Below are 25,592 nucleotides of genomic sequence, written 5' to 3' on the forward strand. Positions count from 1 at the left end.
GTTATATGATGGATAATGCCGGGATACAAGAGACCCGACTCTTTTAATCTTTCAAGGAGCAAAGAATGCTGATTCTGACTCGTCGAGTTGGTGAGACCCTCATGATTGGGGATGAGGTCACCGTGACAGTTTTAGGGGTAAAGGGTAACCAGGTACGTATTGGTGTTAACGCTCCTAAAGAAGTATCTGTCCACCGTGAAGAGATCTACCAGCGTATCCAGGCTGAAAAATCCCAGCAGTCCAGTTACTGATATTGTCGCGTCTCGCTGTCGGGCGAGACGCAACCCTCCTGTCATTTTTCCTGCTCAACGTTACCGTTTAATTTCAAACGCTCTCTTTTTAACCACTCCGTTACCCTAAACTCGCCCTTACGCCGCTATTTCTGCAAAGGTTTTCTGTGAAGATGCCTGCAAAATCCGCTTATAAAACACCCTCTTTGCGGCTTTTACATGCGAATTGCGTGTGATTTGTGCAAACGATAAAAGCTTTTGGAAAATTGTTTGACTTATAAGTCCCAGAAAGTAATATATGCGCCACGCAGCGACGAGAAGCTCTTAACGAGTAACTCGAAGCACTCGAAAGAGGCGTTGTGTGGTGAGGTGGCCGAGAGGCTGAAGGCGCTCCCCTGCTAAGGGAGTATGCGGTCAAAAGCTGCATCCGGGGTTCGAATCCCCGCCTCACCGCCATTTTGCATCCGTAGCTCAGCTGGATAGAGTACTCGGCTACGAACCGAGCGGTCGGAGGTTCGAATCCTCCCGGATGCACCATCTATTACTTCATATTGCTTTAGAAGTGATATGAATATCGAGCAGTACAATAGTAAATCCCGATGCATCCGTAGCTCAGCTGGATAGAGTACTCGGCTACGAACCGAGCGGTCGGAGGTTCGAATCCTCCCGGATGCACCATTTACTATTTCTGAAAGCAGTACCCTGATGCATCCGTAGCTCAGCTGGATAGAGTACTCGGCTACGAACCGAGCGGTCGGAGGTTCGAATCCTCCCGGATGCACCATATTCTCCGAGATAATAGCCACGCTGTTGTTTCAAGGTCTGCGAGTTAATCGCGAGCACCAGGGAGGATAACGTTGCTTCAGCAACGGCCCGCCGGGCGAGGCGCAGCCGAGTAATCCTCCCGGATGCACCATTTACTGTTTCTAAAAGCATTATCCTGATGCATCCGTAGCTCAGCTGGATAGAGTACTCGGCTACGAACCGAGCGGTCGGAGGTTCGAATCCTCCCGGATGCACCATCTTTTCCTTCTTTGTTTATTCCTTCGACGTTCCGTCAGTAATCACACTCTCAGTCAGCGACAAAAATCACCATTTACGATAAAGTAATGCTTTGTTAATCGTTTAGCGAGAGCACGATGTACGCACAGTATGACGGTTTGATCTTCGATATGGACGGCACTCTCCTGGATACCGAACCCACGCATCGTCAAGCCTGGACTGACGTCCTGGGCCGCTACGGAATGCGTTTCGATCTTCAGGCGATGATTGCCCTCAACGGATCCCCCACCTGGCGTATTGCGCAGGCCGTGATTGAACTGAATCAGGCCGATCTCGACCCGCATCTGCTCGCGCGCGAAAAAACCGATGCGGTAAAAGCCATGCTTTTAGATACCGTGCGCCCTCTGCCGCTTATTGATGTGGTAAAAGAGTGGCACGGGCGCCGTCCGATGTCGGTAGGAACCGGGAGCGAAAGCGCGATTGCAGAAGCTTTGCTCAACCATCTTGGCCTGCGCCACTATTTTTCTGCCGTGGTCGCCGCCGATCATGTTAAACATCACAAGCCCGCACCGGACACCTTCCTGCTTTGCGCAGAATTAATGGGCGTCCCGGCGGCAAAATGTGTCGTGTTTGAAGACGCCGATTTCGGCATTCAGGCCGCGCGTGATGCCGGAATGGATGCGGTGGATGTGCGCTTACTGTGAGTGACGCGCTGTCACTTGCTTCATTATTCGCCAGCAGTTTTTTAAGCGCCACGCTGTTACCGGGAAATTCGGAAGTGGTGCTGGTGGCGATGCTGTTGTCCGGCGTGAGTCAGCCCTGGCTGCTTGTATTAATAGCAACAATGGGTAATAGCCTTGGAGGGCTGACTAACGTTATTCTTGGGCGTTTCTTTCCGCTGCGCGAAAAATCGCGCTGGCAGGAAAAGGCAGTCGGCTGGCTAAAACGCTATGGCGCTGCCACGCTGTTATTAAGCTGGATGCCTGTAATAGGCGATTTACTGTGTCTGCTGGCGGGATGGATGCGCATCTCCTGGGGACCGGTGCTCTTTTTTTTGTGCCTTGGCAAGGCGTTGCGCTATGTTCTCGTGGCGTGGGCAACACTACAGGGTATGACGTGGTGGCACTAATTGGTGGAATGAATACGCGACCTTCAATCGTCAACCATTACAATTATGCTGAGTAACATTACTTTGACAGGCGGGAGGTCAATTTGATCCCGGACGTATCTCAGGCGCTGGCCTGGCTGGAAAACCACCCTCAGGCATTGAAGGGTATTCAGCGTGGTCTTGAGCGTGAAACGCTGCGCGTTAACGCGGACGGTAGCTTAGCGACGACGGGTCACCCGAAGGCGTTAGGCTCGGCGCTGACACATAAATGGATCACAACCGATTTCGCTGAGGCACTGCTGGAGTTCATCACGCCAGTAGAGGGTGATATTGATCATATGCTGACGATCATGCGCGATATCCATCGCTACACCGCGCGCAACATGGGCGACGAACGTATGTGGCCCCTCAGCATGCCGTGCTATATCGAGCAGGGCCAGGAGATTGAGCTGGCGCAGTACGGCACGTCAAATATCGGCCGGCTGAAAACGCTCTATCGCGAAGGGCTGAAAAACCGCTACGGCGCGTTGATGCAGACGATCTCGGGCGTGCATTACAACTTCTCGCTGCCAATGGCGTTCTGGCAGGCGAAATGCGGTGAAACGGATAAAGACGCGATCTCTGAAGGCTACTTCCGCCTGATCCGCAACTATTACCGTTTCGGCTGGGTGATCCCGTATCTGTTTGGTGCCTCCCCGGCGATCTGTTCTTCGTTCCTGCAGGGGAAACCGACCACGCTGCCGTTCGAGAAGACCGAGTGCGGAATGTACTATCTCCCGTATGCCACCTCTCTGCGCCTGAGCGATCTCGGTTATACCAATAAATCGCAAAGCAATCTCGGTATTACGTTTAACGAATTGCACGAATATGTGGCAGGATTGAAGCGTGCGATCAAAACCCCGTCGGAAGAGTACGAGAAAATCGGCCTCGAAAAAGACGGCAAGCGCCTGCAAATCAACAGCAATGTGCTGCAGATTGAAAACGAGCTGTATGCGCCTATTCGTCCTAAGCGCGTAACGCGCAGCGGTGAAACCCCGTCGGATGCGCTGCAGCGCGGCGGGATCGAATACATTGAAGTGCGTTCGCTGGATATCAACCCGTTCTCACCGATTGGCGTTGATGAGCAGCAGATTCGCTTCCTGGATCTGTTTATGGTCTGGTGCGTGCTGGCGGATGCGCCGGAAATGAGTTCAGACGAACTGCTCTGTACCCGTACAAACTGGAATCGCGTGATTCTGGAAGGGCGTAAGCCGGGCCTGACGCTGGGTATCGGCTGCGAAACGGCACAGTTCCCGCTGACCAAAGTCGGCAAAGATCTGTTCCGCGATCTGAAGCGTGTTGCCCGCACAATGGACAGCATTGACGGCGGCGACGCGTATCAACAGATCTGCGACCAGCTGGTGGAATGTTTTGATAATCCGGAACTGACGTTCTCAGCGCGTATTCTGCGTTCTATGATCGATCGGGGCATTGGCGGCACCGGGCGTTCACTCTCAACGGAGTACCGCGAGATGCTGATGCAGGAGCCGTTAGAAGTGCTGAGCGAAGCGGATTTTGTCGCGGAACGCGATGCGTCCGTGGTGCGTCAGAAAGAGGTTGAAGCGGCGGATACCGAGTCGTTTGAGGCGTTTCTGGCGAAGCAGGCTTAAGCAGAAAAGAAAAAGGCCACATCGCTGTGGCCAAAATATACATCTCTGAATTCAGGGATGATGATAACAAATGCGCGTCTTTCATATACTCAGACGTGCATTCTGTAGAAGAGTTCAGTTTATTTTAAAAAAAATCACTGTCGGAGGTGACGTATGCCGTTATTAGATAGCTTTACTGTCGACCATACCCGTATGGAAGCACCTGCAGTACGCGTGGCGAAGACCATGCACACCCCGCACGGCGACACGATCACCGTCTTCGATCTGCGTTTCTGCGTGCCAAATAAAGAAGTGATGCCAGAGAAAGGCATTCATACCCTGGAACACCTGTTCGCCGGTTTCATGCGTGACCATCTGAACGGCAACGGCGTTGAGATCATCGACATCTCTCCGATGGGCTGCCGTACCGGTTTCTACATGAGCCTGATTGGCCAGCCAGAAGAGAAACGCGTCGCTGATGCGTGGAAAGCGGCGATGGAAGACGTGCTGAAGGTGAAAGAGCAGAACCAGATCCCTGAGCTGAACGTTTACCAGTGCGGTACTTACCAGATGCACTCTCTGGAAGAAGCGCAGGACATCGCGCGTCACATCATCGAGCGTGATGTTCGCGTGAACAGCAACGAAGAGCTGGCCCTGCCAAAAGAAAAACTGCAGGAACTGCACATCTAGTGCACCTTTTCCCTCTCCCTCCGGGAGAGGGTAGGGGGAGGGTGGTTTAACCCCATGACCACAACCGCAACGTTCTCCTTTACCCATCGTCCCCTCGTTCCGTTTGCCCATGATTACGTTCATGGTGACAGCGAGCCGTGGCATGAGCACAGCTGCGCGCAGCTGTTGCACACCCTGAGCGGCGTGGTACGGGTCGATACGGCTTCGGGCTGTTGGGTTGTTCCTCCCGGTCGCGGCGTCTGGCTACCGGCGGGGACCCGCCACTCGCTTCGCATCACCGGCAACGTGGCGGCGCGAACGCTGTTTATCGATCCGCTGGCGCGGGCCGATCTCCCGGCCACCTGTCAGATCGTGCAGATCGCGCCGCTGTTGCGCGAGCTGATCCTCGTCTCTCTTGCTTTACCTGAATCGTACTCGCCCGGCAGCCGGGATGAACGCGTCTATGAACTCATTCTCGATGAAATCCGCACTATGCCTGTGCTGCCGTTTCATCTGCCGGAGCCGGAAAGCGAGGCGTTACGTCACCTGTGTCTGCAAATCCGGCAAAACGCGGGGGAGAGCTGGAGCAGCGCGCAGGCCGCGAGCATGATGAACGTGAGCGAACGCACCCTGAACCGCCATTTTCAGCAGCAGACGGGATTAAGCTACGGCGAGTGGTTGAGAAGGGCGCGCCTGCTGGAAGCCTTAGTGCGGCTGGCGCAGGGCCAGCCGGTACTACGCGTGGCGCTGGATCTGGGTTACGGCAGCCACAGCGCCTTTACGGCGATGTTCCGCCGGGTAATGGGCGTCTCACCCAGCGATTACTTTAAGAACGACTGACGGCGTTTAAAAGCGCCTGAAGCGACGCGCGCGCCACGTCGCTGTCGATGCCCACGCCCCAGCGGCTGCTCCCGTCCTGGAACAGGCAGCGGATGTAGGCCACCGAGCGGCTGTCGCTGCGTTCGCCTAACGTATGCTCGTGATAATCCTTAATCACGAACGGGGCGCTGATCCAGCGGCTTAAGCCTTGAGCGGCGGCGGAGAGCAGACCGTTACCCTGACCTGCCAGCTGACGCGTTCCCCCCTGCGTAGCGATGCTTGCCGTCAAACGCAGCTGGCCGTCCTGCTGGCTGTCGCTGCGGTAGGATTGCAGCGCAAACTGCGGCGTGGCTACCAGCCCGTAGCGGGTGCGGAACAGCTGCCACAGCGCATTCTGCGTCATCTCTTTTCCGTGGCGATCGGTTTCCTGCTGCACGTGCTGGCTGAAATCCTGCTGCAGGGCGCGAGGTAATTTCAGACCATGATTCTGTTCGATGAGCCACGCGCTGCCGCTTTTCCCTGACTGGCTGTTGACGCGGATCACCGCTTCGTAGGTGCAGCCGATATCCTGCGGATCGACGGGCAGATACGGCATCTCCCAGCGATCGCCAGGCCTGCGGGCATCAAAGCCTTTTTTGATCGCATCCTGGTGCGAGCCGGAGAAGGCGGTATAGGCCAGCCGGCCTGCCCACGGGTGGCGCGGATGCACCGGCAGCTGGTTGCAGGCTTCCACCACTTCCACGACCCGGTTCATATCGCTAAAGTCGAGATTCGGGCTGACGCCCTGGCTGTAGAGGTTCATCGCCAGCGTCACCAGGCAGACGTTGCCCGTGCGTTCCCCGTTACCAAACAGACAGCCCTCCACGCGGTCTGCCCCCGCCATCACGGCCAGCTCGGCGCTGGCGACGCCGGTACCGCGGTCGTTATGCGGATGTACGCTGATGTAGACATCCCGGCGGCGGCTGAAGTGGCGACAGAAATACTCGATCTGGTCGGCATAGACGTTCGGCGTGCTCACTTCGACGGTGGCCGGTAAGTTGATCACCATGGGCCGTTCGTCGCACGGCTGCCAGATCTCCGCCACGGCTTCACAAATCTCCAGCGCAAACTCCGGCTCGGTAAAGCAGAAGGTCTCCGGGGAATACTCATACTGCCAGCGGGTGTCCGGGTTCTCTTCACACAGCTGACGAATTAGCCGCGTGGATCGCGTCGCCAGCTCAACGATTTGCGCTTTTTCCATGCCGAACACCAGGCGGCGGAACAGCGGGGCGGTGGCGTTATACAGATGGACGGTGGCCTGTTTCGCACCGCGCAGGGATTCGAAAGTGCGATGGATGAGATCTTCCCGCGCCTGGGTTAATACCTGAATCGTGACGTCATCCGGGATGCGGTTCTCTTCAATCAGCTGGCGAACGAAGTTGAAGTCGGTCTGCGAGGCGGATGGGAAAGCCACCTCAATTTCTTTGAATCCGCAGCCCAGCAGCAGGTCCCAGAACTGCAGCTTGCGGGTGCTGTCCATCGGCTCGGCAAGGGCCTGGTTGCCGTCGCGCAGGTCGGTGGAGAGCCAGCGCGGCGCGCGGGTAATGCGTTGCTCCGGCCAGCGGCGGTCGGGCAGAAAAAGGGTTGGATAGGGTTGGTACTTGTCGGCGGGTGTGTTCAGCATGATGCGCTCCTGTTGTCTTTTCACTATCGTGAATTGATTTCAGGAGCGCTGCTTTATCGAAACTGTCAATCGCTGTCGCGTTCTGGACACGGTGCGGTTTTTTGCCGGATGGCGGCTACGCCTTATCCGGCCTACGTTCGTAGGCCCGGTAAGCGAAGCGCCACCGGGCAACTGTCACAGGACTAGTGCGCGCCACCGCCGCCGCTACCGGCGCCAAACGGTGGTTTAGCAAACCATACCAGCCCCAGCAGGACGATAAAGATCCCCGCCGATATCCAGAAAATCTCGTTGGCGGAGATAATCAGACCCTGATTGGTGATCTGCTGGGCAATCCAGCCGGACGCCTGCTGTTCCGTCATACCCATTCCCTGCAGCTGGTTGTACATCTGCTGAGAGTTCGGGTTGAACGGGTTCACCGCTTCGGTCAGCTGCGCATGGTGCATCGATTCACGGTTCGTCCACAGGGTGGTGGTGATCGACGTACCTATCGAGCCCGCCAGCGTTCGCGTAAAGTTCGACAGGCTCGATGCGGCCGCCATGCGCTCAGGCGGTAAACCGGAAAGCGTGATGGTGGTCAGTGGCATAAAGAAGCACGCCACGGCAAAGCCCTGAATAAACTGCGGCCACGCGGACGCGCCAAAGTCCATTCCCGGTTCGAACGTATACGCGCGCCAGTAGAAGCACACGGCGTACATGATAAAGCTGAACGTCACCAGCCGGCGCATGTCGAGCTTGTGGGCGAAGCGGCCAATAATCGGCGACAGCAGAACCGGAATCAATCCAACCGGCGCCGAGGCTAAACCTGCCCAGGTTGCGGTGTAGCCGTATACCTCCTGCAACAGCTGCGGCAGCAGTACAATCGCGCCGAAGTAGAGCATGTAGGCGAGGCTGATACACAGACAGCCTATGGTGAAGTTTCGCGACTTAAACAGCGACAGGTCGACTATCGGGTTATCGTCCGTCAGCTCCCAGACAATCAGGAAGCTCAGCGACACCACCGCGACAATCGTCAGGATGATGATCTCCCGGGAATTGAACCAGTCCAGCTCTTTGCCCTGGTCGAGCATGACCTGCAGGCTACCGATGCCGACAACCAGCAGTGCCAGACCAATGGCGTCGATACGCCGCTGTTCCGTCCGGGTTTCTCTGCCGCGCAGCGACTGGAGCGTCAGCATTACCACGAGGGCGCCAATCGGTACGTTGATGAAGAAGATCCAGCCCCAGTGATAGTTGTCGCTGATATAGCCGCCTAAGATAGGCCCGCAAATCGGCGCGACAATCACGGTCATTGACCACAGCGCCAGCGCAATCGAGCGTTTGGCTGGCGGGTAGTTGTTCAGCAGTAAGCTCTGCGACAGCGGGATCAGCGGCCCGGCGACAATCCCCTGAATGACGCGGAAGAAAATCAGCATCGTCAGGCTGCTGGACATGCCGCACGCCCAGGAGGCAAGAACGAACAATACCGTTGACCAGAGGAACAACTTCACTTCACCGACGCGCTTTGCCAGCCAGCCGGTAATCGGAATGGAGATGGCGTTTGCCACCCCAAACGAGGTAATGACCCAGGTCCCCTGGCTCAGCGACGAGCCAAGGTTACCGGCGATGGTCGGGATCGCCACGTTTGCGATGGTGGAGTCCAGCACCTGCATGAATGTCGCCAGCGACAGCGCGATGGTCATGATGACCAGCTGCGCGCCTTCCAGCGGTTTTTGCGGCTTTTGCTGTTGCATAACGCTCACCTTCGGATTAACCGGCGTTTGCCTTCACGATGTCATCGATCAGCTTGTTGACCGGATCGAGGCTAATTTCACGGGCGTTACTTTCATAAGCCGGGCTGCTGCGCACCTGGCTTGCCAGGATCTGACCGTCGCGGTTGGCGGTGTCGACCGTTACCAGCGTAGAGAGGCCGATACGCAGCGGGTGATCCGCCAGCTGTTTGGCATCCAGCTCAATACGCACGGGCAGACGCTGAACCACTTTGATCCAGTTACCGGTGGCGTTTTGCGCAGGCAACAGGGAGAAGGCGCTGCCGGTCCCCATGTCCAGACCAACCACTTTACCGGTGTACTTCACGTCATCGCCATAGATGTCGCTGACAACCGTCGCGGTCTGGCCGATACGCATATGGGCAAGCTGCGTCTCTTTAAAGTTGGCGTCTACCCACAGATTGTCTGCCGGCACGACCGCCATCAGCGGCGTGGTTGGGCTAATCTGCGCCCCTGGCTGGACGGAACGACGGGAGACATAGCCGGTCATCGGGCTGACGATTTTGGTACGCTGCAGGGCAAGCCACGCGTTGCGCACTTCGGTCGCCGCCTGCTGTACGGCAGGCTGGTTTTCCAGACTGGTGCCCAGCACCATCGCCTGGTTGGCGTTGTACTGCTGAATGGCCACATCCAGCTGTGCCTGAGCGCTGGCAACGGCATCGCGGGCGTGCTGCAGCTCTTCACGGCCAATCAGGTTAGCCGTGCCGAGCGGTACGCGGCGGTTCAGGTCGCTCTGCGCCTGCGCCAGCGCCGTTTTCTGCACGTCGATGTTGGCCTGCAGCTGTTTGCTGTTGATCATCAGCTGGCGGGTCTGACGGACGCTGGAGGCCAGCGCGGTCTGTGCTTTTTCAAACGCCTGCTGGGCGTCGGTTGGATCGAGGGTCACCAACACATCGCCTTTTTGCACAAAGTCGGTATTGTCAGCCCAGACTTTCGTCACGCTGCCCGACACCTGCGCCATAATTTGTACCTGGTTCCCTGCCACGTACGCGTCGTCAGTCTCTTCAGCATGACGCAGTACTAAAAACCAATAGATCCCATATGCCACGGCAATAATGATAAAGAGCAAGGTCAACAGAAGAAGGGCGCTCTTACGTTTGCCTTTCTTGTTGGCCGGTTGCTGCGGGGTAGTGCTCTCCGCATTTGCGCTCATTGTTGTTCTCCACGATCTTCTTATTTTCACATCGGCTGAGCCGACCTGTTGTCAGAAAGGCCAGCACTGTGACGTGCTGGCCTGTCGGTTTTCTTATGAATCTGGAATGGTGAGCGTGTCGTCGCGTTAGCGCAGCGCCTCAAGAACGGCGCCGTCTTCATCCATCTGGTCCAGACGGGTGAGCAGCTTGCGAGTGATGTGCTCAAGCTGGTCGCGCTCGGCGGTGCTGAGGACAGACCAGAGTTTGTGCAGGCAATTGTGCTGAGGTGGCAGCACCTCGCGCAGGAACTGGTGACCTTTATCGGTCAGTTGCAGATGCAGGCAGCGGCGATCGTTGTCGCTTTCACGGCGCTCAATCCAGCCGCGCTTTTCGAGTTCATCGGCAATACGGGTCGCATTGGTACGGGAGGAGCCCAGCGCGCAGCTCAGTTCGGAAGGCTGAATGCTGTGATTTTCCTGAGACTCCAGCGTAATCAACGCCATAAACAACGTCTCGTTAATCCCTTGAGCTTTCAGCATTTTATTACGGTTTTCCAGTAGCTTACCCTGCATGTGCATGCACAGGCGAGTCAGCAGGATTTCCTGATACGGGAAGTCCTCATGGCGACTGGCGCGGAATTTAAGCATTTGTTCAATGGGCGTAAACGAACTATCCATTTGGGCATAACCTCATTAATTACAGCCGATATAGTAACGATAGTGACAAATAATGTAAATGAATTATTTGTGCGGTTATATCCGCCAAACTTATGTCACCATCAGAAAGCGCCGGGTAAGTCCGTGACCCGGTGAGCACAGAAAGCGTTGGGTGTGAACCCGCTGAAGAGAGGATGTGAGGACGGGGGTCTGAACTATTCATGCCGATTGTAAATATGTCACCCACATTAAAATTTCTGGGATAAATGATTACGTTTACATTAACAGAGTGAAGGGCCTCTTAACACCCTAAGAGGCCAACTCAATGTAAATGTTAGTTAATTGCATCCTGACGGTGATAACCGCGCCACCATACTAGCAGGTTGAGGGTGGCGACGATGGCCCCGATCGCGCATACCCCCGACCAGCCCGCATGCTGCCACGCCGACGCTGAAATAAGCGAACCCGCTGCGCCGCCGATGAAGTAGCTGGTCATGTATCCGGCCGTCAGGCGGTTACGCGCCTCTGGCTTCACGCGATAGATGACGGTCTGATTGGTGATGTGAACGCCCTGAACGGTGAGATCGAGCACCAGGATACCGACGATCAGCGCCAGCACCGAGATGTGTCCGTACCAGATCGCCGCCCAGGAGAGCAGAAGTAAAACCAGCCCTGCTGAGGTGGTCAGGTGGGATTTGCCCTTGTCGGCCAGCCCGCCAGCGGGGCGTGCGCCCAGCGCGCCTGCGGCACCGGCCAGGCCGAACAGGCCAATCACCCCTTCGGAATAATTGAACGGCGGCGCGGCCAGCAGAAACGCCATTGACGTCCAGAGAATGCTGAAGTTAGCGAAGGTGAAACAGCCCAGCAGGGCGCGGGTGCGCAGAAGCTTGTCCTGCGTAAACAGGCTGAAAACGGAGGCCAGCAGCTGAGGATAGTTCAGGTGGTTTTCCTGCTTCACCTTTGGCAGCCCGCGCCACAGCGCCAGCGCCATAACAACCATCAGCACGCTCGCCACCCAGTATACGGTGCGCCAGCCGCCGAGGCTTGCCAGCAGCCCGGCAACGGTACGCGCCAGCAAAATCCCCAGCAGCAGGCCGCTCATGATGGTGCCCACCACCTTGCCGCGTTTTTCCGGGGAGGCGAGGGTCGCGGCGAGCGGGACCAGGATTTGCGCCACCACGGAGAACAGCCCCGTTAGCGCGGTACCGACGATCATCATCGTCAGCGACTGGCTGCTGGCGGTGATCAGCATCCCACCGGCGGCCAGCAGGGTCATGGAGACGATCAGCATTCGGCGTTCAAACATATCGCCGAGCGGCACCAGGAACAGCAGCCCGGCGGCATAGCCCAGCTGTGCTGCGGTAACGATAAAGCCTGCGGAGCTGGCGGAGAGATTGAACGCGCGGGCGATGGTGTCGAGAAGGGGTTGTGCGTAATAGTTGCTGGCGACCGCCAGACCCGTTGCCACGGACATTAAAAGGATGAGTGCGGGGCTAAGCCCTTGAGCTGTTTTTGTCATTAGTTTCAGGAATCGTTAGTTGAGTGATTATTTTTCCGGAAACCATAATAGCTAATGATTGTGAAAGTGGGGGGATTGTTGGGTGATGTATTGTGCGGTTTAGGGGGATTGTGCGGTTTGATCCCCTCACCCCGGCCCTCTCCCAAGGGGAGAGGGAGGTCATCGTGCCCTCTCCCTCTGGGAGAGGGTTAGGGTGAGGGGTAGGGTTTTGTTTTTACTTCTGCGCTTCAAGCGCCTCTTTCACCCAGCCGTCAAATTGCTGCTGGTGGGCTTTGATCCAGCCGTCGACGTGGCCTTTCACATCCGCTTCAGACGATTTGCCCGCATGCATCATTGCGTTCTGGGCATTGATGTCCGCCAGCGGCAGCTTCATTACCGAGAACAGCTTCGCCGCCGCCGGGTTTTTCTCCGCCCAGGCTTTGTTGGCCACGATATGCATGGTATTCACCGGGAAGCCGTAGTTCATGCCGTTCGGCAGCTTGGTGTCGATATCTTTCTGCTCGCCCGGCAGGGAGGAGAACGGCACCTGCAGCCATACCACGTCTTTGCCCGGCTTCAGCACGTCGCTTACCCAGTACGGCGTCCAGGTGTAGTAGATCACCGGTTTACCCTCTTTGAAGCGGGCAATGGTGTCGGCCATCATCGCTGAATAGTTGCCGTGGCTCACGTCGACGGTTTTTGCCAGGTCAAAGGCTTTGTTCTGGTGGTTAATCACTGCTTCACAGCCCCAGCCCGGCGAGCAGCCCATCATGTCTGCCTTGCCGTCACCGTTGGTGTCGAACAGTTTGGCGATCTTCGGATCTTTCAGCTGTTCAATATTGGTGATGTGGTACTGGTCCGCAGTTTTCTTGTCAATCAGATACCCCTGCGCCGCACCCGTCACGAAGGTCCCCTCGCGATAGAACTTCTTGTCACCGCCGGCGGCGGCATACATGTCGTCGTGCAGCGGCTGCCAGTTGACGGCGGTAAAGGTGGCGTCACCGGAGGCAATCGAGGTGTAGCCCACGTTGTAATCTACTTCGCTCGGCGTGTTAACCGTGTAGCCCAGCTTCTCCAGCGCGCGGCTGACGATCAGGGTCTGGAAGCTCTCTTCCGAAATGGTGCTCTGCACCGGCTGTACGGTAATGCCTTTGCCAGGCAGGTCAGCCGCAAACGCGCTGGTGGAGACAAGGGTGGCAAACGCTGTGGCAAAAAGTACGTTATGTCGCATCGTTGTTCCTTATTTTGATTTCGTGAAAGGGCGGGTGAGTAACCCGACAGGGCCGGTGGTATACCAGCGACGGTTGCCGCGACTGCGTGAATCACGACCGACGGCCTGAGTCAGGCGGTCAAGGATAATGGCGAGGATCACAATGCCGACGCCGCCGACGGTGGCCAGCCCCATATCGAGACGGCCAATGCCGCGCAGCACCATCTGACCCAGACCGCCAACGGCGATCATCGAGGCAATGACCACCATCGACAGGGCCAGCATCAGCGTCTGGTTAACGCCCGCCATGATGGTCGGCATCGCCAGCGGAAGCTGAACCTTAAACAGCATCTGGCGCGGACTGGCGCCGAACGAGCGTGACGCTTCGATCAGGTCCGCAGGCACCTGGTTAATCCCCAGAATGGTCAGACGAATAATCGGCGGCAGGGCGAAGATAATGGTCACTACCACCCCCGGCACGTTGCCGATGCCGAACAGCATCACGATAGGCACCAGATAGACGAACGCCGGGGTGGTCTGCATCGCATCCAGCAGCGGGCGAATTATCTTCGCCGCTCGCGGGCTGCGCGCCAGCCAGATCCCCATCGGCAGGCCGATGACAATGCAAAAGAGCAGAGCGGTCAGCACCAGTGCCAGGGTGATCATCGCCTGCGACCATGCGCCAATCGCGCCGATAGCGATCAGAGAGATCAGCGTGGCGACCCCCATGCCCGCGCTACCGAACTGCCAGGCGATCAGGGAGAACAGGATAATCGCCACCGGCGCCGGCATGCCCAGCATCAGCTGCTGGAAGCCGTTCAGGATGTAATCCACCGGGACGCGGATCCCCTGAAAGACCGGACGGAAGTGGGTGACCACCCAGTCGATCCCTTCCGTGACCCAGCTGTCCAGCGGGATCAGCGTTTTATGGAACGGATCCATGATGTTGAAGTGTTCTGGCGCAGGCGCGGGTGCGCTGTTGAGCCAGTCTGCCGCGCCGCTGCCATCTGTCGGCGCTGGCGTGGAACCCCACGCGTCGGCGGATTGCGCAGCGCTGTCCGCTGCCTCAGTGGCGCCCCACGGGTTAGATTGATCGGTCATTGTTTGCCCCCTCGCGATCTAAAGCCTGCAGCAGCATCCTTTTTGAGATGATGCCGACGTACTGTTGTTCCTCACCCACGACCGGCACGGCGCACGGCGCCTGGCCCACGTGAGAGAGCAACTCGCTGAGCGGCGTTTCGGCGTCCACGGCAAGCGGAGCGTCAATTAACGCCGCATCGATTCCCTGGTTCTCAGTGAGAGCCGTTTTCAGGGAGTCGATGGAGACAATGCCAACAAATTTATTGCCGCGTTCAACCAGATAGCCGTATTCACGGTCTTCATCCTGCAGCAGCTTCAGCGCCGAGCGCGGGCCGAAGCCTGGCGTTTTACGGATAATGCCGTTTGGCGTTCGGCGGGCAATATCTTTGGCGCTAAAGACCTGGCTAATATCCACGCCGCGGAAGAAGGTGCGGACATAATCGTTCGCCGGATTATTGAGAATTTCATCCGGCGTGCCGACCTGCACCACTTCACCGTTTTGCATAATGGCAATGCGGTCGCCAATACGCATGGCTTCATCCAGATCGTGGGAAATAAAGACAATCGTTCGCTGATGTTTAGCCTGTAATTTTACCAGCTCGTCCTGCATCTCGGTGCGAATTAACGGATCGAGGGCGGAGAAGGCTTCATCCATTAATAATATGTCTGGATTAATGGCTAATGCACGGGCTAATCCCACGCGCTGACGCATACCGCCGGAAAGTTCATCCGGGTACGCATGCGCATAATTTTCCAGCCCGACCTGACGCAGCGCATCAAGGGCTTTTTCCTGACGTTCCTGAGCCGGCGTGCCGGCTAATTCCATGCCGAAAGCGGTATTATCCAGCACCGTCATGTGCGGCATTAGCGCGAATGACTGGAACACCATTGCGATCTTCTTTCTGCGCACCTCGCGAAGCTCTGCGTCTGATATTCTGGCGATATCCACGCCGTCAATCAGCACCTGCCCGCGGGTGGGTTCAATCAGGCGATTGAGAAGGCGAACCATAGTGGATTTACCCGAACCGGATAATCCCATGATGACAAAAATCTCGCCTTCTTCAATGGCCAGACTGGCGTCTTTAACGCCAAGCGATAGCCCGGTTTTTTCCAGAATTTGCTCTTTCGTAAGGCCTTTCTCAATATATTTGAATGCGCGCTGCGGGTGCTCGCCAAATACTTTATAAAGATTTTTCACTTCTAATTTAATTGCCATGCAATAGAGAGTGTCCTGTTATTTGTTTATGCCGATATGATTACCATGGTAAATTGTTAACGGGCATAACCCTAACATACTGAGAATCTGAGACAACCCTGAGTCGGGCTAAGGGCGGAATTTTGAAGTAAGCGAAACGGCTGAATTTCCCATGAATAAAGGGCTGAGGGCGGTTTGAATTTTTCTCAATTTTTTGCTGCTGCATCGGGAAATTTCGCCTGAACCGGAATGATTCAGGCGAATATGACGTGGAAATTACAGTGTAGTTGTTTTGTAAATATTAGAGCGGGAGTTGTTGGGTTTATATTAAATTAACGAACGTTAGCGTTCATTAAAAATCCCAGTCTTCATCCTCGGTTTCCACCGCTTTGCCCATCACATACGATGAGCCAGATCCCGAGAAGAAATCGTGGTTTTCGTCGGCATTGGGCGACAGCGCGGCCAGAATCGCCGGGTTCACCTCCGCCATCTCCGGCGGGAAAAGCGCGTCGTAGCCCAGGTTCATCAGCGCCTTGTTGGCGTTGTAGCAGAGGAAGGCCTTCACGTCGTCCTCCCAGCCGGTGCCGGCGTAGAGTTCCTCGGTATAGCTCAGCTCGTTGTCGTACAGATCCATCAGCAAATCGAGCGCAAAGCCTTTAAGCTCCTCGCGCTTCGCCTCGCTGACTTTCTCCAGCCCTTTCTGATACTTATAGCCAATGTAATACCCGTGCACCGCTTCATCGCGAATGATGAGCCGAATCAAATCGGCGGTGTTGGTGAGCTTGCCCCGGCTCGACCAGTACATGGGCAGCCAGAAGCCGGAATAGAAGAGGAAAGATTCCAGGAACACGCTGGCGATCTTTTTCTTCAGCGGCTCGTCGGCGCGGTAATATTCCAGAACCAGCTCCGCCTTTCTCTGTAGTGACTCGCTCTCTTCGCTCCAGGCGTAGGCCGCGTCCACGTCTTTGGTCTGGCACAGGGTCGAGAAAATCGAGCTGTAGGAGCGGGCATGCACCGCCTCCATAAAGCTGATATTCGACATCACCGCCTCTTCGTGCGGCGTGAGCGCGTCGCTCATCAGCGCGGGTGCACCAACGGTATTCTGAATGGTGTCCAGCAGCGTCAGGCCGGTAAAGACGCGGATCGTCAGCTGCTGTTCGGCGTGGCCGAGCGTTTGCCAGGCCGGAATATCGTTGGAGAGCGGAACCTTTTCCGGCAGCCAGAAGTTGCTGGTCAGGCGGTTCCATACCTCCAGGTCTTTATCGTCCTGGATTTTGTTCCAGTTAACGGCACTCACGCGTGACAGTTTCATCCTTTCTCCTTACAGCGCGCAGGACACGCAGCCTTCGATTTCGGTGCCTTCCAGCGCAAGCTGGCGCAGGCGAATGTAGTAGAGCGTTTTGATGCCTTTCTTCCAGGCGTAGATTTGCGCTCTGTTGATATCCCGCGTGGTGGCGGTGTCCGGGAAGAACAGCGTCAGCGACAGCCCCTGGTCCACATGTTTTGTCGCTTCGGCGTAGGTATCGATGATTTTCTCCGGGCCGATCTCATACGCGTCCTGATACAGCGCCAGGTTCTCATTGGTCATAAACGGGGCAGGGTAGTAAACGCGCCCGGTTTTGCCTTCCTTTCGAATTTCAATTTTCGATACGATCGGGTGAATGCTCGACGTGGCGTGGTTGATGTACGAAATCGATCCGGTCGGCGGGACGGCCTGCAGGTTCTGGTTATAAATGCCGTAGCGCATCACCTCGTCTCGCAGCTGCTGCCACATCTCTCGCGTCGGCAGGGTAATCCCCGCTCGGGCAAACAGTTCGCGTACTTTTTCGGTTTTCGGCTGCCAGTCGCCTTCGAGGTACTGGCTGAAATATTCCCCGCTGGCGTAGCGGGACTGCTCAAAGCCCGCGAACCGCTGGTTGCGCTCGCGCGCCAGCATCATCGAGGTGTGCAGCGCGTGCCAGGTAATGGTGTAGAAATAGAGGTTGGTGAAATCCAGCCCTTCCGGGCTGCCGTAGGCGATGCCTTCCCGCGCCAGATAGCCGTGCAGGTTCATCTGCCCCAGACCGATGGCGTGCGACGCGGCGTTGCCTGCTTCAATAGACGGCACGCTGCGGATGTGGCTCATGTCCGATACCGCCGTCAGCCCGCGAATGGCGGTCTCCACCGTGCGGCCAAAGTCGGGGGAATCCATGGTGTGGGCAATATTCAGCGACCCGAGGTTGCAGGAGATATCCTTGCCGATGTCCGCGTAGTCCAGGTTCTCGTCGTAGGCTGACGCGCTGTTGACCTGCAAAATCTCCGAGCACAGGTTGCTCATGTTGATACGCCCGGCAATCGGGTTCGCGCGGTTCACCGTATCCTCAAACATGATGTACGGATAGCCGGACTCAAACTGGATCTCCGCCAGCCGCTGGAAGAAATCGCGGGCGTTGATGGTTTTTTTGCGAATGCGATCGTCGGCCACCAGTTCGTCATAAAGTTCGCTGATGGCCACGTCGCCAAACGCTTTGCCGTAAATACGCTCGATGTCGTACGGCGAGAAGAGCGCCATCTCGGCATTCTCTTTGGCCAGCTTAAAGGTGATGTCCGGGATCACCACGCCGAGCGACAGGGTTTTGATGCGAATTTTTTCGTCGGCGTTTTCGCGTTTGGTATCAAGAAAACGCAGAATGTCCGGATGATGCGCATGCAGGTAAACCGCGCCCGCGCCCTGACGCGCGCCAAGCTGGTTGGCATAGGAGAAGGCATCTTCCAGCATCTTCATCACCGGGATTACGCCGGAGGACTGGTTTTCGATGCGCTTGATCGGCGCGCCCGCTTCACGCAGGTTCGAGAGCAGAAACGCCACGCCGCCGCCGCGTTTGGAAAGCTGCAGCGCCGAGTTCACCGCGCGGCCAATCGACTCCATATTGTCTTCGATACGCAGCAGGAAGCAGGAGACCAGCTCGCCGCGCTGGGCTTTGCCGCAGTTGAGGAAGGTCGGCGTGGCGGGCTGGAAGCGTCCGGAAAGGATCTCGTCGGCGAGCTGCTCCGCCAGCGCTTCATCACCCTGCGCCAGGGTCAGCGCCACCATCGCCACGCGATCTTCAAAGCTCTCTAAGTAGCGTTTACCGTCAAAGGTCTTCAGGGTGTAGCTGGTGTAGTACTTCCACGCGCCGAGGAAGGTCTGGAAACGAAAGCCGCTGGCGTGGGCGCGCTCGAACAGCTTCACCACAAAGGCGCGGTCGTAGCGGGTGAGCACGCGCGCGTCGTAGTAGCCCTCGTTAACCAGATAGTCGAGGCGTTCATTCTGGCTTGCAAACGTCACGCTGTTGGGCCGCACGTGAGCGGCAAAAAAGGCGTCCACCGCCTCACGATCTTTATCGAACTGAATGCGCCCCTCCCGATCGTAGAGGTTAAGCATGGCGTTTAATGCGTGGTAATCCGGTGTCGCCTGAATCACCCGTTCTGCGGTTGTCGTTGCCAAAATTCGTTCACTCCTTTACGCACGTTTTCGACGTCCTGCTGTGTCCCCATCAGCTCAAAACGATAGAGATACGGCACGCCGCATTTTTGAGAAATGACATCCCCGGCGCGGCCGAAGGCATCGCCGAAATTGCGATTCCCCGCCGCGATCACGCCGCGGATTAGCCCGCGGTTATGAGGATCGTTCAGAAAGCGGATCACCTGGCGAGGCACGGCTCCTGCCGTACCGCCGCCGCCATAGCTGGGCACCACCAGAATGTACGGTTCCTCTACCCGGATCCGCTCCCGCTCGTTCAGCGGAATGCGCACCGCAGGCAGCCCGACGCGCTCAATAAAGCGGAGCGTGTTTTCCGAGCTGCTGGAGAAGAAAACCAGCCCACTCATGCCCGGGCGGCCTGAGCGCTCAGGCGGTTAATCATGTCCGGGCGGAAGCCAGACCAGCTTGTTTCCCCGGCGACCACCACCGGAAGCTGACGAAAACCCTGCTTGCGCAGGGTATCTGCGGCCTCGGGGACCTGGTCAACATTCACCATTTCAAACGCCACGCCACGGCTTTCCATTGCCCGTTTGGTCGCGTGGCACTGAACACAATCGTTACGAGTGTAAATAATAATGCTCATGATTCGTATTTCCATTTAAAATGAGGGTACGGCGCGAATCATCGCGTCGGGTTGTGTGTATCTTGCTAAAGGAATACTAGATGTAGATGTCTTAAGTTTCAACCATACAAGATATGGGAAATTTAGATTGATATCGCCCCTGTGATGAGCACAGCGGGGCAGGGCAGGCTGTACGGGTTTTTCAAGCTAACGGGCATAAAAATGCCCCGGCGCCTGAGGCTACCGGGGCAGAATACGCGGGATTATTTACGCAGGCTGAGCAGGGCACCGACGAAGATGCCGACCGCCGCGACGGTTCCCAGAGTACATAGCGGTTTTTCACGCACGAAGGTCGTAGCACAGCTTGCCATGTCGCAGGCAGCCTGCGTGGCGCGTGAACGTCCGTTCATACGGGCGCGGGTTTCACGGAGCAGAGACTGAGCCTTACGCTTTGCGGCATCCGCTTCGTCCTTCGCGTCACTTCCCCAGGACTTCAGCACCTCTTCCAGCGTGTCCGCTAATTGGCTGACATCATTACGAATATCCTGAGCGTCGTCGTTAATATCGTTTCGGTTCGGTCTGTTAAACATACGATCCTCCGTAATTTTGTGTTCCCGTTCAGTTTAGTTCAGAAATTTAATATCTGAAGCGCATCACGCGTTATCCGGCAGTTTATGGACTATTCTGAAAGCCCTGCTATTGCTGAATACTGTAAGGTTGCCGGGCAGGAAAAGATAACGAGGAAAAGATATGTATTTACGACCTGACGAGGTGGCACGCGTTCTTGAAAAAGAGGGATTCACCATGGATGAGGTGACGCCAAAAGCGTATGGATATCGCCGCGGCGAGAATTATGTTTATGTTAATCGCGAAGCAAGAATGGGACGTACCGCTCTCATTATTCACCCGACGCTGAAAGACAGAAGTCTGTCATTTGCTGAGCCTGCCTCGGATATTAAAACCTGCGATCATTATCAGCAATTTCCGCTCTATTTAGGCGGTGAACGGCACGAGCATTATGGTATTCCGCACGGTTTCAGTTCGCGTATGGCGCTGGAGCGATTTTTGAAGGGACTGTTTGGCGACGTACAGTAAATCCGCGACTGGCGTGCGCCAGTCGCTTCACATCACGCTTTTGCCTGGCTGTACTGGCTGACCTTAAACAGGCGGCGACAGTAGTCGAGGAAATAGCCGTAAACGGCTCCCATCAACATCGAAATAACAATATTCGAACTGACCGCCGCAGCGATCTGGTGCCAGTCTGCACCGACTGTCAGGAGAATGGCTACGTAAACCGGCGACTGGAACGTCACATACGCCAGAACGTCCGCCAGGTTTTTCACCCAGCCTGCAGGACTGATACGACGCGCGAAGCGCATTACCGCATCGCGGTATAAACCATAAGGCCATGCAATAATAATATTGACCGGGATCGCCACCAGACGAGAAGAAAGCGACTGCTCGAAGGACATTCCGGAGAGGAATATTTCGATCAGCATGTTCACGACGGAACAGTAAACAACCATCGCGAAGGTATCCGCCACCGCGTGGCGCAGGCGAGATTGCGGCGAGAACATGTCTGAACTCCTTGAGAAGAACACAAAAGAAACGATTTTCCTTCAGCGGTTAGTGCTTTAGGTTGGTTTGTTTGACGTGTATAGCGTATATCTCTGCGTTTGAACTAACAACTAGTGATTAATTTTTATTTAATCGCCTTTTGTCCACAAAATTCTCTAAAGTTGTTCGTTTTTTGTTCCGATCGTTATAATCTGTCTCGTTTGATGGTTTTTATATTAAAATCAATCACTTGTTTTTTCGGTGGCGAGAGGCAGGAATCCCCATCTGATAGCGGTGGAGTATGCTGCGGTTTGGATTAAGGTTGGCTATTTATATTAATGTGATGATTGGATTCACCGGTGTCCTGTCAGCGCCTTGCGCTATTATTAACAGTGAGTTCTAAATATATTAACGCTGATGTCCGTACGGACCCTTGGGTAGATATTTCAACTCAAATGAATTATTCTGTCGGCGATTTATCTATTTATCCCCCAAAGAAAAGGTTTTCAAATAATATGTCTTTGACGTTACAGAATCTTAATAATATCCGAACCCTGCGCGCTATGGCGCGTGAATTATCCCTGGACGTTCTTGAGGAAATGCTGGAAAAGGTCAGGGTCGTTACTGAAGAGAAACGCAGCGAGCTGACGGAATTAGAGCAGCAGCGTGCTGAGCAGCAGGAAAAAATTAATGCGCTGCTGGAGCGGATGAAAGCCGATGGTATTTCCCCGACTGACCTGCTGGGTTCTGAACTGGCGCAGGCGGGTAAGCCAGCGAAAAAGCGTAAGCCGCGTGAAGCAAAATATCGCTTTATTGACCAGAACGGCGAAGAGAAAACGTGGACCGGCCAGGGCCGCACGCCGAAGCCTATCGCCAGCGCGCTGGCAGACGGTAAATCACTGGATGATTTTCTGATCTAACGGATGAGCCGGGCGGAACACGCCGCCCGGCTGACTGTTCAGCAGACGCCGAAATCGCCTTCTTCGGTATAAGGCGCCACGTCGGCGGCTTTCAGCGTATATTTCTCGCCTTGCTCATTGCTGGCCTGAACCGCCACAATGCTGTCACCGTTCACTTCGAGCACTTTCAGTTTCGGGCCGCCTTTACGCGGTTGCACATAATCACCGACAGAAAACATATTACCTCCTCATCGTTTTAGCGATCTTCACCTTAGCCCACGCATGACGCCGGGTACAGCGTATTTCACCGATTACTGCTTATGAGGTACGCCGGTTCCATGGCATCACCTTGAGCAGTCGCGCCATGCCGCAAAAGCCCGTCACACCGGCGAACAGCAGCCCGGCTCCGACAAAACCGCTGAGCAGGAAAAAGCCGCTGGAGACGCTATAGCCCAGCACCACGCCGCAGAGTATCAACAGCCCGGCGGCAATTTGCACCTGACGCATCAGCGGCAGCGGCTGGGATTTGTCTTCAACGGTCGGCAGTCCGGCCTGCTTCCAGCCCTGAATCCCCCCCTCGACCACAAATGCCTCTGCGGGCGCGGCGGCCTGAGCAAGGCGCTCGGCATTCCCCGACGTCCGGGCGCCGGACTGGCAGTGAAAAATCACCGTATCGCCCGCCTGCGCGTTAAGTGCGCCGGGTAAGGTATCCAGCGGCACGGACCGCGCGGCGGGAATATGCTCGCGGGCGTACTCGTCGGCATCACGAATATCAATCAGTTTTGCGCCTTCAGCGACCCGGGCATTGGCCTGGCGCGGTGAAAGAAGAGGAAGTGACATGGCGGCTCCTTACGGACAATAAAGGGTTTTCAGGGTGCTGATAAGCTGATGTACCGCATCGTTTTTAATGGAATAGAGAATGCGCTGCGCGTCGCGGGTGCTGTCGATAAGCCCTTCCTCACGCATGCGCGCCAGATGCTGCGACGTGGCGGAAGGACTTAGCCCCGTGGCTCGCGCAAGCTCCCCCGCGCTGGTGCCGGGCGCTCCGCACAGGGTGCAGAGGATCAGCAGCCGACGCGGGTTGCTCATCGCTTTTAAAAGTGTGGCGGCCTGCCCGGCGCTGGCCTGAAGCTGTTCGAGTTCGGTCATGATAGTTTAGTGTTTGCTTAATTAAGTGAATGCTAAACTAATCCGGTGCATTAAACCAGCGTCAAAAGCGTAAAAGAGGGTAAACGCGAGGCCCGGAACTGGTACAGACGAATAAACTGGCTATGCTTACAGCGTTCTCTTTATTATTTTCAATGGATTAGATTGAACGGAGTGTTTATATGGGATTTTGGCGTATTGTTTTTACGATCCTCATACCGCCGCTGGGCGTGCTGTTGGGTAAAGGATTTGGCTGGGCGTTTATTATCAACATTCTTCTGACGCTGCTGGGCTACTTCCCCGGCCTCATTCACGCGTTTTGGGTACAGAGCAAAAGCTAGGCGCGCCACAGTAAATCGCTATAGATATCGGTCAGCACCCCCGCCGGACCAAACTGCTGCTTGATCCACCGCGTGACCTGGCCGGTTGCGGCATGCTGCGTGGCGAGCAGCATGCGCGAGTCCTGACGCGGGTTGTTAATCCGTCGGGTGACCAGCAGCCCCGCGTCTACCGCCTCGCGGACCATGTATTCCGGCAAAAAACCAATCCCTTCGCCCAGGATCTGACACTGACATTTGGTGTTAAAGTCCGGGACCAGAATCGCCTCCTGCCCGTGCAGCAGCCAGCCAACCTTTTTGTTAATGGTGTGCGCGGTATCTTCCACCATGATGTTGGGATACAGGCGCAGCTGGCTTTCCGCTATTGGCTCCGGGGTGAACGCCAGCGGGTGTTCCGGCGCGATGGCAAACACCCAGCGAATGGCGCCGATCTCTGTGTAATCAATCCCGCCGCCGTCCAGCAGCGTGTCCGGCGCGCCAATCGCGATGTTGGCCTGGTTGTTGATGATGGAGTCCCAGACGCCGTTGTAGACCTCGGTGGTCACGGTGATCTGACAGGTGGGAAACTGCTTTTTCAGCACCTGCAGCAGCCGCGCCGTGTGGCGTGGGGTATACAAAAGCTGGTTGATACAGATGCGCACCCGCGCCTCAATGCCCTGAGAAATGGTATCAATCCCGCGCTTGATGGCGTGAAAGTCGTTCAGCAGGTCGGTGGCCTTACGGTAAAAGTAAAACCCGGACTCGGTCAGCTCGATGCTGCGCGTGCTGCGGACGAACAGCACCACGTCCAGCCCGGTCTCCATGCGCTTAATGGTGTAGCTGATGGCAGATGTCGTCACGCCCAGTTCGGCGGCGGCTTTGCTGAAGCTGCCGAAGCGTGCGGCGGTAGTAAAGGCCAGCAGGTTTTCCTCGGTAAAGATGGAATTCATATCTCACTCCCTTCAGCCATCAGTTTTGAACATATTTTAACAGCGTCGTTACAACGCATTTGAAGCCGATCACAGTTCTGACTCTTTGTCGAAAGCCGCACGCAGTAAGGCTTCCTCAGGCATAAGCATAATGCAGCCAGAAGCGCTAAAAAGCGGAGAAACATAAGAAAAAGGTTGCACAGACGCACGTTTTGACCAGTTTATTGAATTTACCTCAACAATGAATTGACTGTCGATGAATCATTTTTAAGCGGATTCTTTTATGACCAGGCTGTTGCTATTCTCAGGTCAACAGAAATAAAAACATCGGGAGTCTGAATATGTCTGCGAACGAACTCGTTACTGAATTTCTGCTGGCGGCAGAAGAGGGCAATAGCGATGCGCTAAAAGCCTGTCTGGAGAAAGGCGTGGATATTAACGCCACCAATCGACAGAAAAGAACCGCCGTTATTATTGCCAGCCTGAAAAAGCATTATGACTGCGTGGCGTTATTAATTGCCGCCGGGGCGGATATTGATAAACAGGATCAGACCTGCTTTAACCCTTTCCTGATTAGCTGCCTGACCAACGATATCACCCTGCTGCGCCTTGTCCTTCCGGCAAATCCGGATCTCGATCGCCTGACGCGCTTTGGCGGCGTGGGCATTACCCCTGCCAGTGAAAAGGGGCACGTGGAGATCGTGCGCGAGCTGCTGGAAAAAACGGACATTAACGTCAACCACACTAACTTTGTCGGCTGGACGCCGCTGCTGGAAGCGATCGTGCTCAACGACGGCGGCGCAAAGCAGCAGGAGATCGTTAAGCTGCTGCTGGATCACGGCGCGAACCCGCACATGACCGATAAATACGGTAAAACCCCGCTCGAGCTGGCGCGGGAAAAAGGCTTCGATGCAATAGCTGACCTGCTGCTGGCGGCGGGCGCATAACGCATTCGGCCAGCCTTTTCCGGCTGGCCGCTAATTAAAACGCATTTTTACCGACGTGCATTTTGCACGACGGCGG

Annotated in this window: 28 protein-coding genes and 5 tRNA genes; 15 read left to right on the top strand and 18 right to left on the bottom strand. The window is 55.9% G+C overall.

Features of this window, described 5'->3' with window-relative positions:
- Positions 1-65 precede the first annotated feature (65 nt).
- The 11 genes from csrA to M2422_RS19330 all read left to right on the top strand — a co-directional run bounded on the left by csrA (position 66) and on the right by M2422_RS19330 (position 5,477).
- Positions 66-251, top strand: a complete 186-nt coding sequence (csrA, locus tag M2422_RS19280; RefSeq protein ID WP_000906486.1) for a carbon storage regulator CsrA — start codon at positions 66-68, stop codon at positions 249-251.
- A 342-nt stretch (positions 252-593) separates the two neighbouring features.
- Positions 594-686: transfer RNA gene (locus tag M2422_RS19285), tRNA-Ser, on the top strand.
- Between the two features lie 4 nt (positions 687-690).
- Positions 691-767, top strand: a tRNA-Arg gene (locus M2422_RS19290).
- 64 nt (positions 768-831) lie between these two features.
- Positions 832-908: transfer RNA gene (locus M2422_RS19295), tRNA-Arg, on the top strand.
- Between the two features lie 29 nt (positions 909-937).
- Positions 938-1,014: transfer RNA gene (locus tag M2422_RS19300), tRNA-Arg, on the top strand.
- Positions 1,015-1,175: 161 nt separating this feature from the next.
- A tRNA-Arg gene (locus M2422_RS19305) sits at positions 1,176-1,252 on the top strand.
- Positions 1,253-1,369: 117 nt separating this feature from the next.
- A complete protein-coding gene (gene yqaB / locus M2422_RS19310) occupies positions 1,370-1,936 on the top strand; it encodes a fructose-1-phosphate/6-phosphogluconate phosphatase (protein ID WP_032648006.1) in 567 nt (188 codons plus the stop codon).
- Complete coding sequence (locus M2422_RS19315) at positions 1,933-2,361, top strand: YqaA family protein (protein WP_008499541.1); 429 nt, start codon at positions 1,933-1,935, stop codon at positions 2,359-2,361. Before yqaB ends, M2422_RS19315 begins: the two co-directional genes overlap by 4 nt.
- Positions 2,362-2,444: 83 nt before the next feature.
- Complete coding sequence (gshA, locus tag M2422_RS19320) at positions 2,445-3,989, top strand: glutamate--cysteine ligase (protein ID WP_064673538.1); 1,545 nt, start codon at positions 2,445-2,447, stop codon at positions 3,987-3,989.
- Between the two features lie 153 nt (positions 3,990-4,142).
- The gene (gene luxS / locus M2422_RS19325) at positions 4,143-4,658 is read left to right on the top strand and encodes an S-ribosylhomocysteine lyase (protein WP_014884972.1); all 516 of its coding nucleotides are present in this window, start codon (positions 4,143-4,145) and stop codon (positions 4,656-4,658) included.
- A gap of 54 nt (positions 4,659-4,712) precedes the next feature.
- Positions 4,713-5,477, top strand: a complete 765-nt coding sequence (locus M2422_RS19330) for a helix-turn-helix domain-containing protein (RefSeq protein ID WP_064673539.1) — start codon at positions 4,713-4,715, stop codon at positions 5,475-5,477.
- Here the strand turns inward: M2422_RS19330 and leuA are convergent.
- The 13 genes from leuA to M2422_RS19395 form a co-directional block, all read right to left on the bottom strand.
- Positions 5,464-7,119 carry a 2-isopropylmalate synthase gene (leuA, locus tag M2422_RS19335; RefSeq protein WP_248202797.1) on the bottom strand — a complete coding sequence of 552 codons (1,656 nt, stop codon included), beginning with the start codon at positions 7,117-7,119 and terminating at the stop codon, positions 5,464-5,466. The genes M2422_RS19330 and leuA overlap by 14 nt on opposite strands.
- A gap of 182 nt (positions 7,120-7,301) precedes the next feature.
- A complete protein-coding gene (gene emrB, locus M2422_RS19340; protein WP_032660391.1) occupies positions 7,302-8,849 on the bottom strand; it encodes a multidrug efflux MFS transporter permease subunit EmrB in 1,548 nt (515 codons plus the stop codon).
- Positions 8,850-8,865: 16 nt separating this feature from the next.
- Positions 8,866-10,038 (bottom strand): multidrug efflux MFS transporter periplasmic adaptor subunit EmrA, encoded by a 1,173-nt coding sequence (gene emrA / locus M2422_RS19345; protein ID WP_045909303.1) that lies wholly within the window; start codon positions 10,036-10,038, stop codon positions 8,866-8,868.
- A gap of 126 nt (positions 10,039-10,164) precedes the next feature.
- Positions 10,165-10,695 (bottom strand): transcriptional repressor MprA, encoded by a 531-nt coding sequence (gene mprA, locus M2422_RS19350; protein WP_023333174.1) that lies wholly within the window; start codon positions 10,693-10,695, stop codon positions 10,165-10,167.
- A gap of 313 nt (positions 10,696-11,008) precedes the next feature.
- Positions 11,009-12,193 carry an MFS transporter gene (locus tag M2422_RS19355; protein ID WP_039263411.1) on the bottom strand — a complete coding sequence of 395 codons (1,185 nt, stop codon included), beginning with the start codon at positions 12,191-12,193 and terminating at the stop codon, positions 11,009-11,011.
- A 214-nt stretch (positions 12,194-12,407) separates the two neighbouring features.
- Positions 12,408-13,403, bottom strand: coding sequence for a glycine betaine/L-proline ABC transporter substrate-binding protein ProX (gene proX, locus M2422_RS19360; RefSeq protein ID WP_045404718.1), 996 nt, complete (start codon positions 13,401-13,403; stop codon positions 12,408-12,410).
- A 9-nt stretch (positions 13,404-13,412) separates the two neighbouring features.
- A complete protein-coding gene (proW, locus tag M2422_RS19365; RefSeq protein ID WP_033146359.1) occupies positions 13,413-14,483 on the bottom strand; it encodes a glycine betaine/L-proline ABC transporter permease ProW in 1,071 nt (356 codons plus the stop codon).
- Positions 14,467-15,678 (bottom strand): glycine betaine/L-proline ABC transporter ATP-binding protein ProV, encoded by a 1,212-nt coding sequence (gene proV / locus M2422_RS19370; protein WP_032660399.1) that lies wholly within the window; start codon positions 15,676-15,678, stop codon positions 14,467-14,469. Before proV ends, proW begins: the two co-directional genes overlap by 17 nt.
- 331 nt (positions 15,679-16,009) lie before the next feature.
- Positions 16,010-16,969 (bottom strand): class 1b ribonucleoside-diphosphate reductase subunit beta, encoded by a 960-nt coding sequence (nrdF, locus tag M2422_RS19375; protein ID WP_023333169.1) that lies wholly within the window; start codon positions 16,967-16,969, stop codon positions 16,010-16,012.
- Positions 16,970-16,978: 9 nt separating this feature from the next.
- On the bottom strand, positions 16,979-19,123 hold the full coding sequence (gene nrdE / locus M2422_RS19380) for a class 1b ribonucleoside-diphosphate reductase subunit alpha (protein WP_064673541.1): 2,145 nt from the start codon (positions 19,121-19,123) through the stop codon (positions 16,979-16,981).
- Positions 19,096-19,506, bottom strand: coding sequence for a class Ib ribonucleoside-diphosphate reductase assembly flavoprotein NrdI (nrdI, locus tag M2422_RS19385; RefSeq protein ID WP_021241965.1), 411 nt, complete (start codon positions 19,504-19,506; stop codon positions 19,096-19,098). The genes nrdE and nrdI overlap by 28 nt, the downstream gene beginning before the upstream one ends.
- Positions 19,503-19,742 (bottom strand): glutaredoxin-like protein NrdH, encoded by a 240-nt coding sequence (nrdH, locus tag M2422_RS19390; RefSeq protein WP_045889183.1) that lies wholly within the window; start codon positions 19,740-19,742, stop codon positions 19,503-19,505. The genes nrdI and nrdH overlap by 4 nt, the downstream gene beginning before the upstream one ends.
- 242 nt (positions 19,743-19,984) lie before the next feature.
- Entirely contained in the window at positions 19,985-20,311 is a 327-nt protein-coding gene (locus M2422_RS19395) for a DUF883 domain-containing protein (protein ID WP_023308924.1), read from the bottom strand.
- Positions 20,312-20,471: 160 nt separating this feature from the next.
- Between M2422_RS19395 and M2422_RS19400 the strand changes: the two genes are divergently transcribed.
- On the top strand, positions 20,472-20,816 hold the full coding sequence (locus tag M2422_RS19400) for a DUF2002 family protein (protein ID WP_023308923.1): 345 nt from the start codon (positions 20,472-20,474) through the stop codon (positions 20,814-20,816).
- A 32-nt stretch (positions 20,817-20,848) separates the two neighbouring features.
- Here the strand turns inward: M2422_RS19400 and alaE are convergent, their stop codons facing one another.
- A complete protein-coding gene (gene alaE, locus M2422_RS19405) occupies positions 20,849-21,298 on the bottom strand; it encodes an L-alanine exporter AlaE (RefSeq protein WP_008502567.1) in 450 nt (149 codons plus the stop codon).
- A 495-nt stretch (positions 21,299-21,793) separates the two neighbouring features.
- Here alaE and stpA point away from each other — a divergent pair, with 495 nt between their 5' ends.
- Positions 21,794-22,198, top strand: coding sequence for a DNA-binding protein StpA (gene stpA / locus M2422_RS19410; protein ID WP_033146355.1), 405 nt, complete (start codon positions 21,794-21,796; stop codon positions 22,196-22,198).
- Between the two features lie 38 nt (positions 22,199-22,236).
- On the opposite strand, the gene M2422_RS19415 is transcribed toward stpA, so the two are convergent.
- The 3 genes from M2422_RS19415 to M2422_RS19425 all read right to left on the bottom strand — a co-directional run bounded on the left by M2422_RS19415 (position 22,237) and on the right by M2422_RS19425 (position 23,326).
- Positions 22,237-22,416, bottom strand: coding sequence for a hypothetical protein (locus tag M2422_RS19415; RefSeq protein ID WP_023308920.1), 180 nt, complete (start codon positions 22,414-22,416; stop codon positions 22,237-22,239).
- A 79-nt stretch (positions 22,417-22,495) separates the two neighbouring features.
- Positions 22,496-23,017 carry a rhodanese family protein gene (locus M2422_RS19420; protein ID WP_064673542.1) on the bottom strand — a complete coding sequence of 174 codons (522 nt, stop codon included), beginning with the start codon at positions 23,015-23,017 and terminating at the stop codon, positions 22,496-22,498.
- Between the two features lie 9 nt (positions 23,018-23,026).
- Positions 23,027-23,326, bottom strand: coding sequence for a helix-turn-helix transcriptional regulator (locus M2422_RS19425; protein WP_029742056.1), 300 nt, complete (start codon positions 23,324-23,326; stop codon positions 23,027-23,029).
- Between the two features lie 179 nt (positions 23,327-23,505).
- Between M2422_RS19425 and M2422_RS19430 the strand changes: the two genes are divergently transcribed.
- Positions 23,506-23,664: a YqaE/Pmp3 family membrane protein gene (locus M2422_RS19430; protein ID WP_023308917.1), complete on the top strand. Its 159-nt coding sequence runs from the start codon at positions 23,506-23,508 to the stop codon at positions 23,662-23,664.
- On the opposite strand, the gene M2422_RS19435 is transcribed toward M2422_RS19430, so the two are convergent.
- The gene (locus M2422_RS19435) at positions 23,661-24,590 is read right to left on the bottom strand and encodes a LysR substrate-binding domain-containing protein (protein ID WP_033146353.1); all 930 of its coding nucleotides are present in this window, start codon (positions 24,588-24,590) and stop codon (positions 23,661-23,663) included. The genes M2422_RS19430 and M2422_RS19435 overlap by 4 nt on opposite strands.
- Positions 24,591-24,910: 320 nt before the next feature.
- Here M2422_RS19435 and M2422_RS19440 point away from each other — a divergent pair, with 320 nt between their 5' ends.
- The gene (locus tag M2422_RS19440) at positions 24,911-25,516 is read left to right on the top strand and encodes an ankyrin repeat domain-containing protein (RefSeq protein ID WP_039263421.1); all 606 of its coding nucleotides are present in this window, start codon (positions 24,911-24,913) and stop codon (positions 25,514-25,516) included.
- The last annotated feature ends 76 nt before the right edge of the window (positions 25,517-25,592 follow it).

Origin of the sequence: Enterobacter sp. SLBN-59 (genome assembly GCF_024807915.1) — a bacterium.
In the GTDB taxonomy this organism is placed as follows: domain Bacteria; phylum Pseudomonadota; class Gammaproteobacteria; order Enterobacterales; family Enterobacteriaceae; genus Enterobacter; species Enterobacter asburiae_B.

Excerpts from the sequence above, each read along its gene's own strand:
- csrA (WP_000906486.1), top strand. The coding sequence starts at position 66 with ATGCTGATTCTGACTCGTCGAGTTGGTGAGACCCTCATGATTGGGGAT.
- yqaB (WP_032648006.1), top strand. The coding sequence starts at position 1,370 with ATGTACGCACAGTATGACGGTTTGATCTTCGATATGGACGGCACTCTC.
- luxS (WP_014884972.1), top strand. The coding sequence starts at position 4,143 with ATGCCGTTATTAGATAGCTTTACTGTCGACCATACCCGTATGGAAGCA.
- M2422_RS19330 (WP_064673539.1), top strand. The coding sequence starts at position 4,713 with ATGACCACAACCGCAACGTTCTCCTTTACCCATCGTCCCCTCGTTCCG.
- leuA (WP_248202797.1), bottom strand. The coding sequence starts at position 7,119 with ATGCTGAACACACCCGCCGACAAGTACCAACCCTATCCAACCCTTTTT.
- emrB (WP_032660391.1), bottom strand. The coding sequence starts at position 8,849 with ATGCAACAGCAAAAGCCGCAAAAACCGCTGGAAGGCGCGCAGCTGGTC.
- emrA (WP_045909303.1), bottom strand. The coding sequence starts at position 10,038 with ATGAGCGCAAATGCGGAGAGCACTACCCCGCAGCAACCGGCCAACAAG.
- mprA (WP_023333174.1), bottom strand. The coding sequence starts at position 10,695 with ATGGATAGTTCGTTTACGCCCATTGAACAAATGCTTAAATTCCGCGCC.
- M2422_RS19355 (WP_039263411.1), bottom strand. The coding sequence starts at position 12,193 with ATGACAAAAACAGCTCAAGGGCTTAGCCCCGCACTCATCCTTTTAATG.
- proX (WP_045404718.1), bottom strand. The coding sequence starts at position 13,403 with ATGCGACATAACGTACTTTTTGCCACAGCGTTTGCCACCCTTGTCTCC.
- proW (WP_033146359.1), bottom strand. The coding sequence starts at position 14,483 with ATGACCGATCAATCTAACCCGTGGGGCGCCACTGAGGCAGCGGACAGC.
- proV (WP_032660399.1), bottom strand. The coding sequence starts at position 15,678 with ATGGCAATTAAATTAGAAGTGAAAAATCTTTATAAAGTATTTGGCGAG.
- nrdF (WP_023333169.1), bottom strand. The coding sequence starts at position 16,969 with ATGAAACTGTCACGCGTGAGTGCCGTTAACTGGAACAAAATCCAGGAC.
- nrdI (WP_021241965.1), bottom strand. The coding sequence starts at position 19,506 with ATGAGTGGGCTGGTTTTCTTCTCCAGCAGCTCGGAAAACACGCTCCGC.
- nrdH (WP_045889183.1), bottom strand. The coding sequence starts at position 19,742 with ATGAGCATTATTATTTACACTCGTAACGATTGTGTTCAGTGCCACGCG.
- M2422_RS19395 (WP_023308924.1), bottom strand. The coding sequence starts at position 20,311 with ATGTTTAACAGACCGAACCGAAACGATATTAACGACGACGCTCAGGAT.
- M2422_RS19400 (WP_023308923.1), top strand. The coding sequence starts at position 20,472 with ATGTATTTACGACCTGACGAGGTGGCACGCGTTCTTGAAAAAGAGGGA.
- alaE (WP_008502567.1), bottom strand. The coding sequence starts at position 21,298 with ATGTTCTCGCCGCAATCTCGCCTGCGCCACGCGGTGGCGGATACCTTC.
- stpA (WP_033146355.1), top strand. The coding sequence starts at position 21,794 with ATGTCTTTGACGTTACAGAATCTTAATAATATCCGAACCCTGCGCGCT.
- M2422_RS19415 (WP_023308920.1), bottom strand. The coding sequence starts at position 22,416 with ATGTTTTCTGTCGGTGATTATGTGCAACCGCGTAAAGGCGGCCCGAAA.
- M2422_RS19420 (WP_064673542.1), bottom strand. The coding sequence starts at position 23,017 with ATGTCACTTCCTCTTCTTTCACCGCGCCAGGCCAATGCCCGGGTCGCT.
- M2422_RS19425 (WP_029742056.1), bottom strand. The coding sequence starts at position 23,326 with ATGACCGAACTCGAACAGCTTCAGGCCAGCGCCGGGCAGGCCGCCACA.
- M2422_RS19430 (WP_023308917.1), top strand. The coding sequence starts at position 23,506 with ATGGGATTTTGGCGTATTGTTTTTACGATCCTCATACCGCCGCTGGGC.
- M2422_RS19435 (WP_033146353.1), bottom strand. The coding sequence starts at position 24,590 with ATGAATTCCATCTTTACCGAGGAAAACCTGCTGGCCTTTACTACCGCC.
- M2422_RS19440 (WP_039263421.1), top strand. The coding sequence starts at position 24,911 with ATGTCTGCGAACGAACTCGTTACTGAATTTCTGCTGGCGGCAGAAGAG.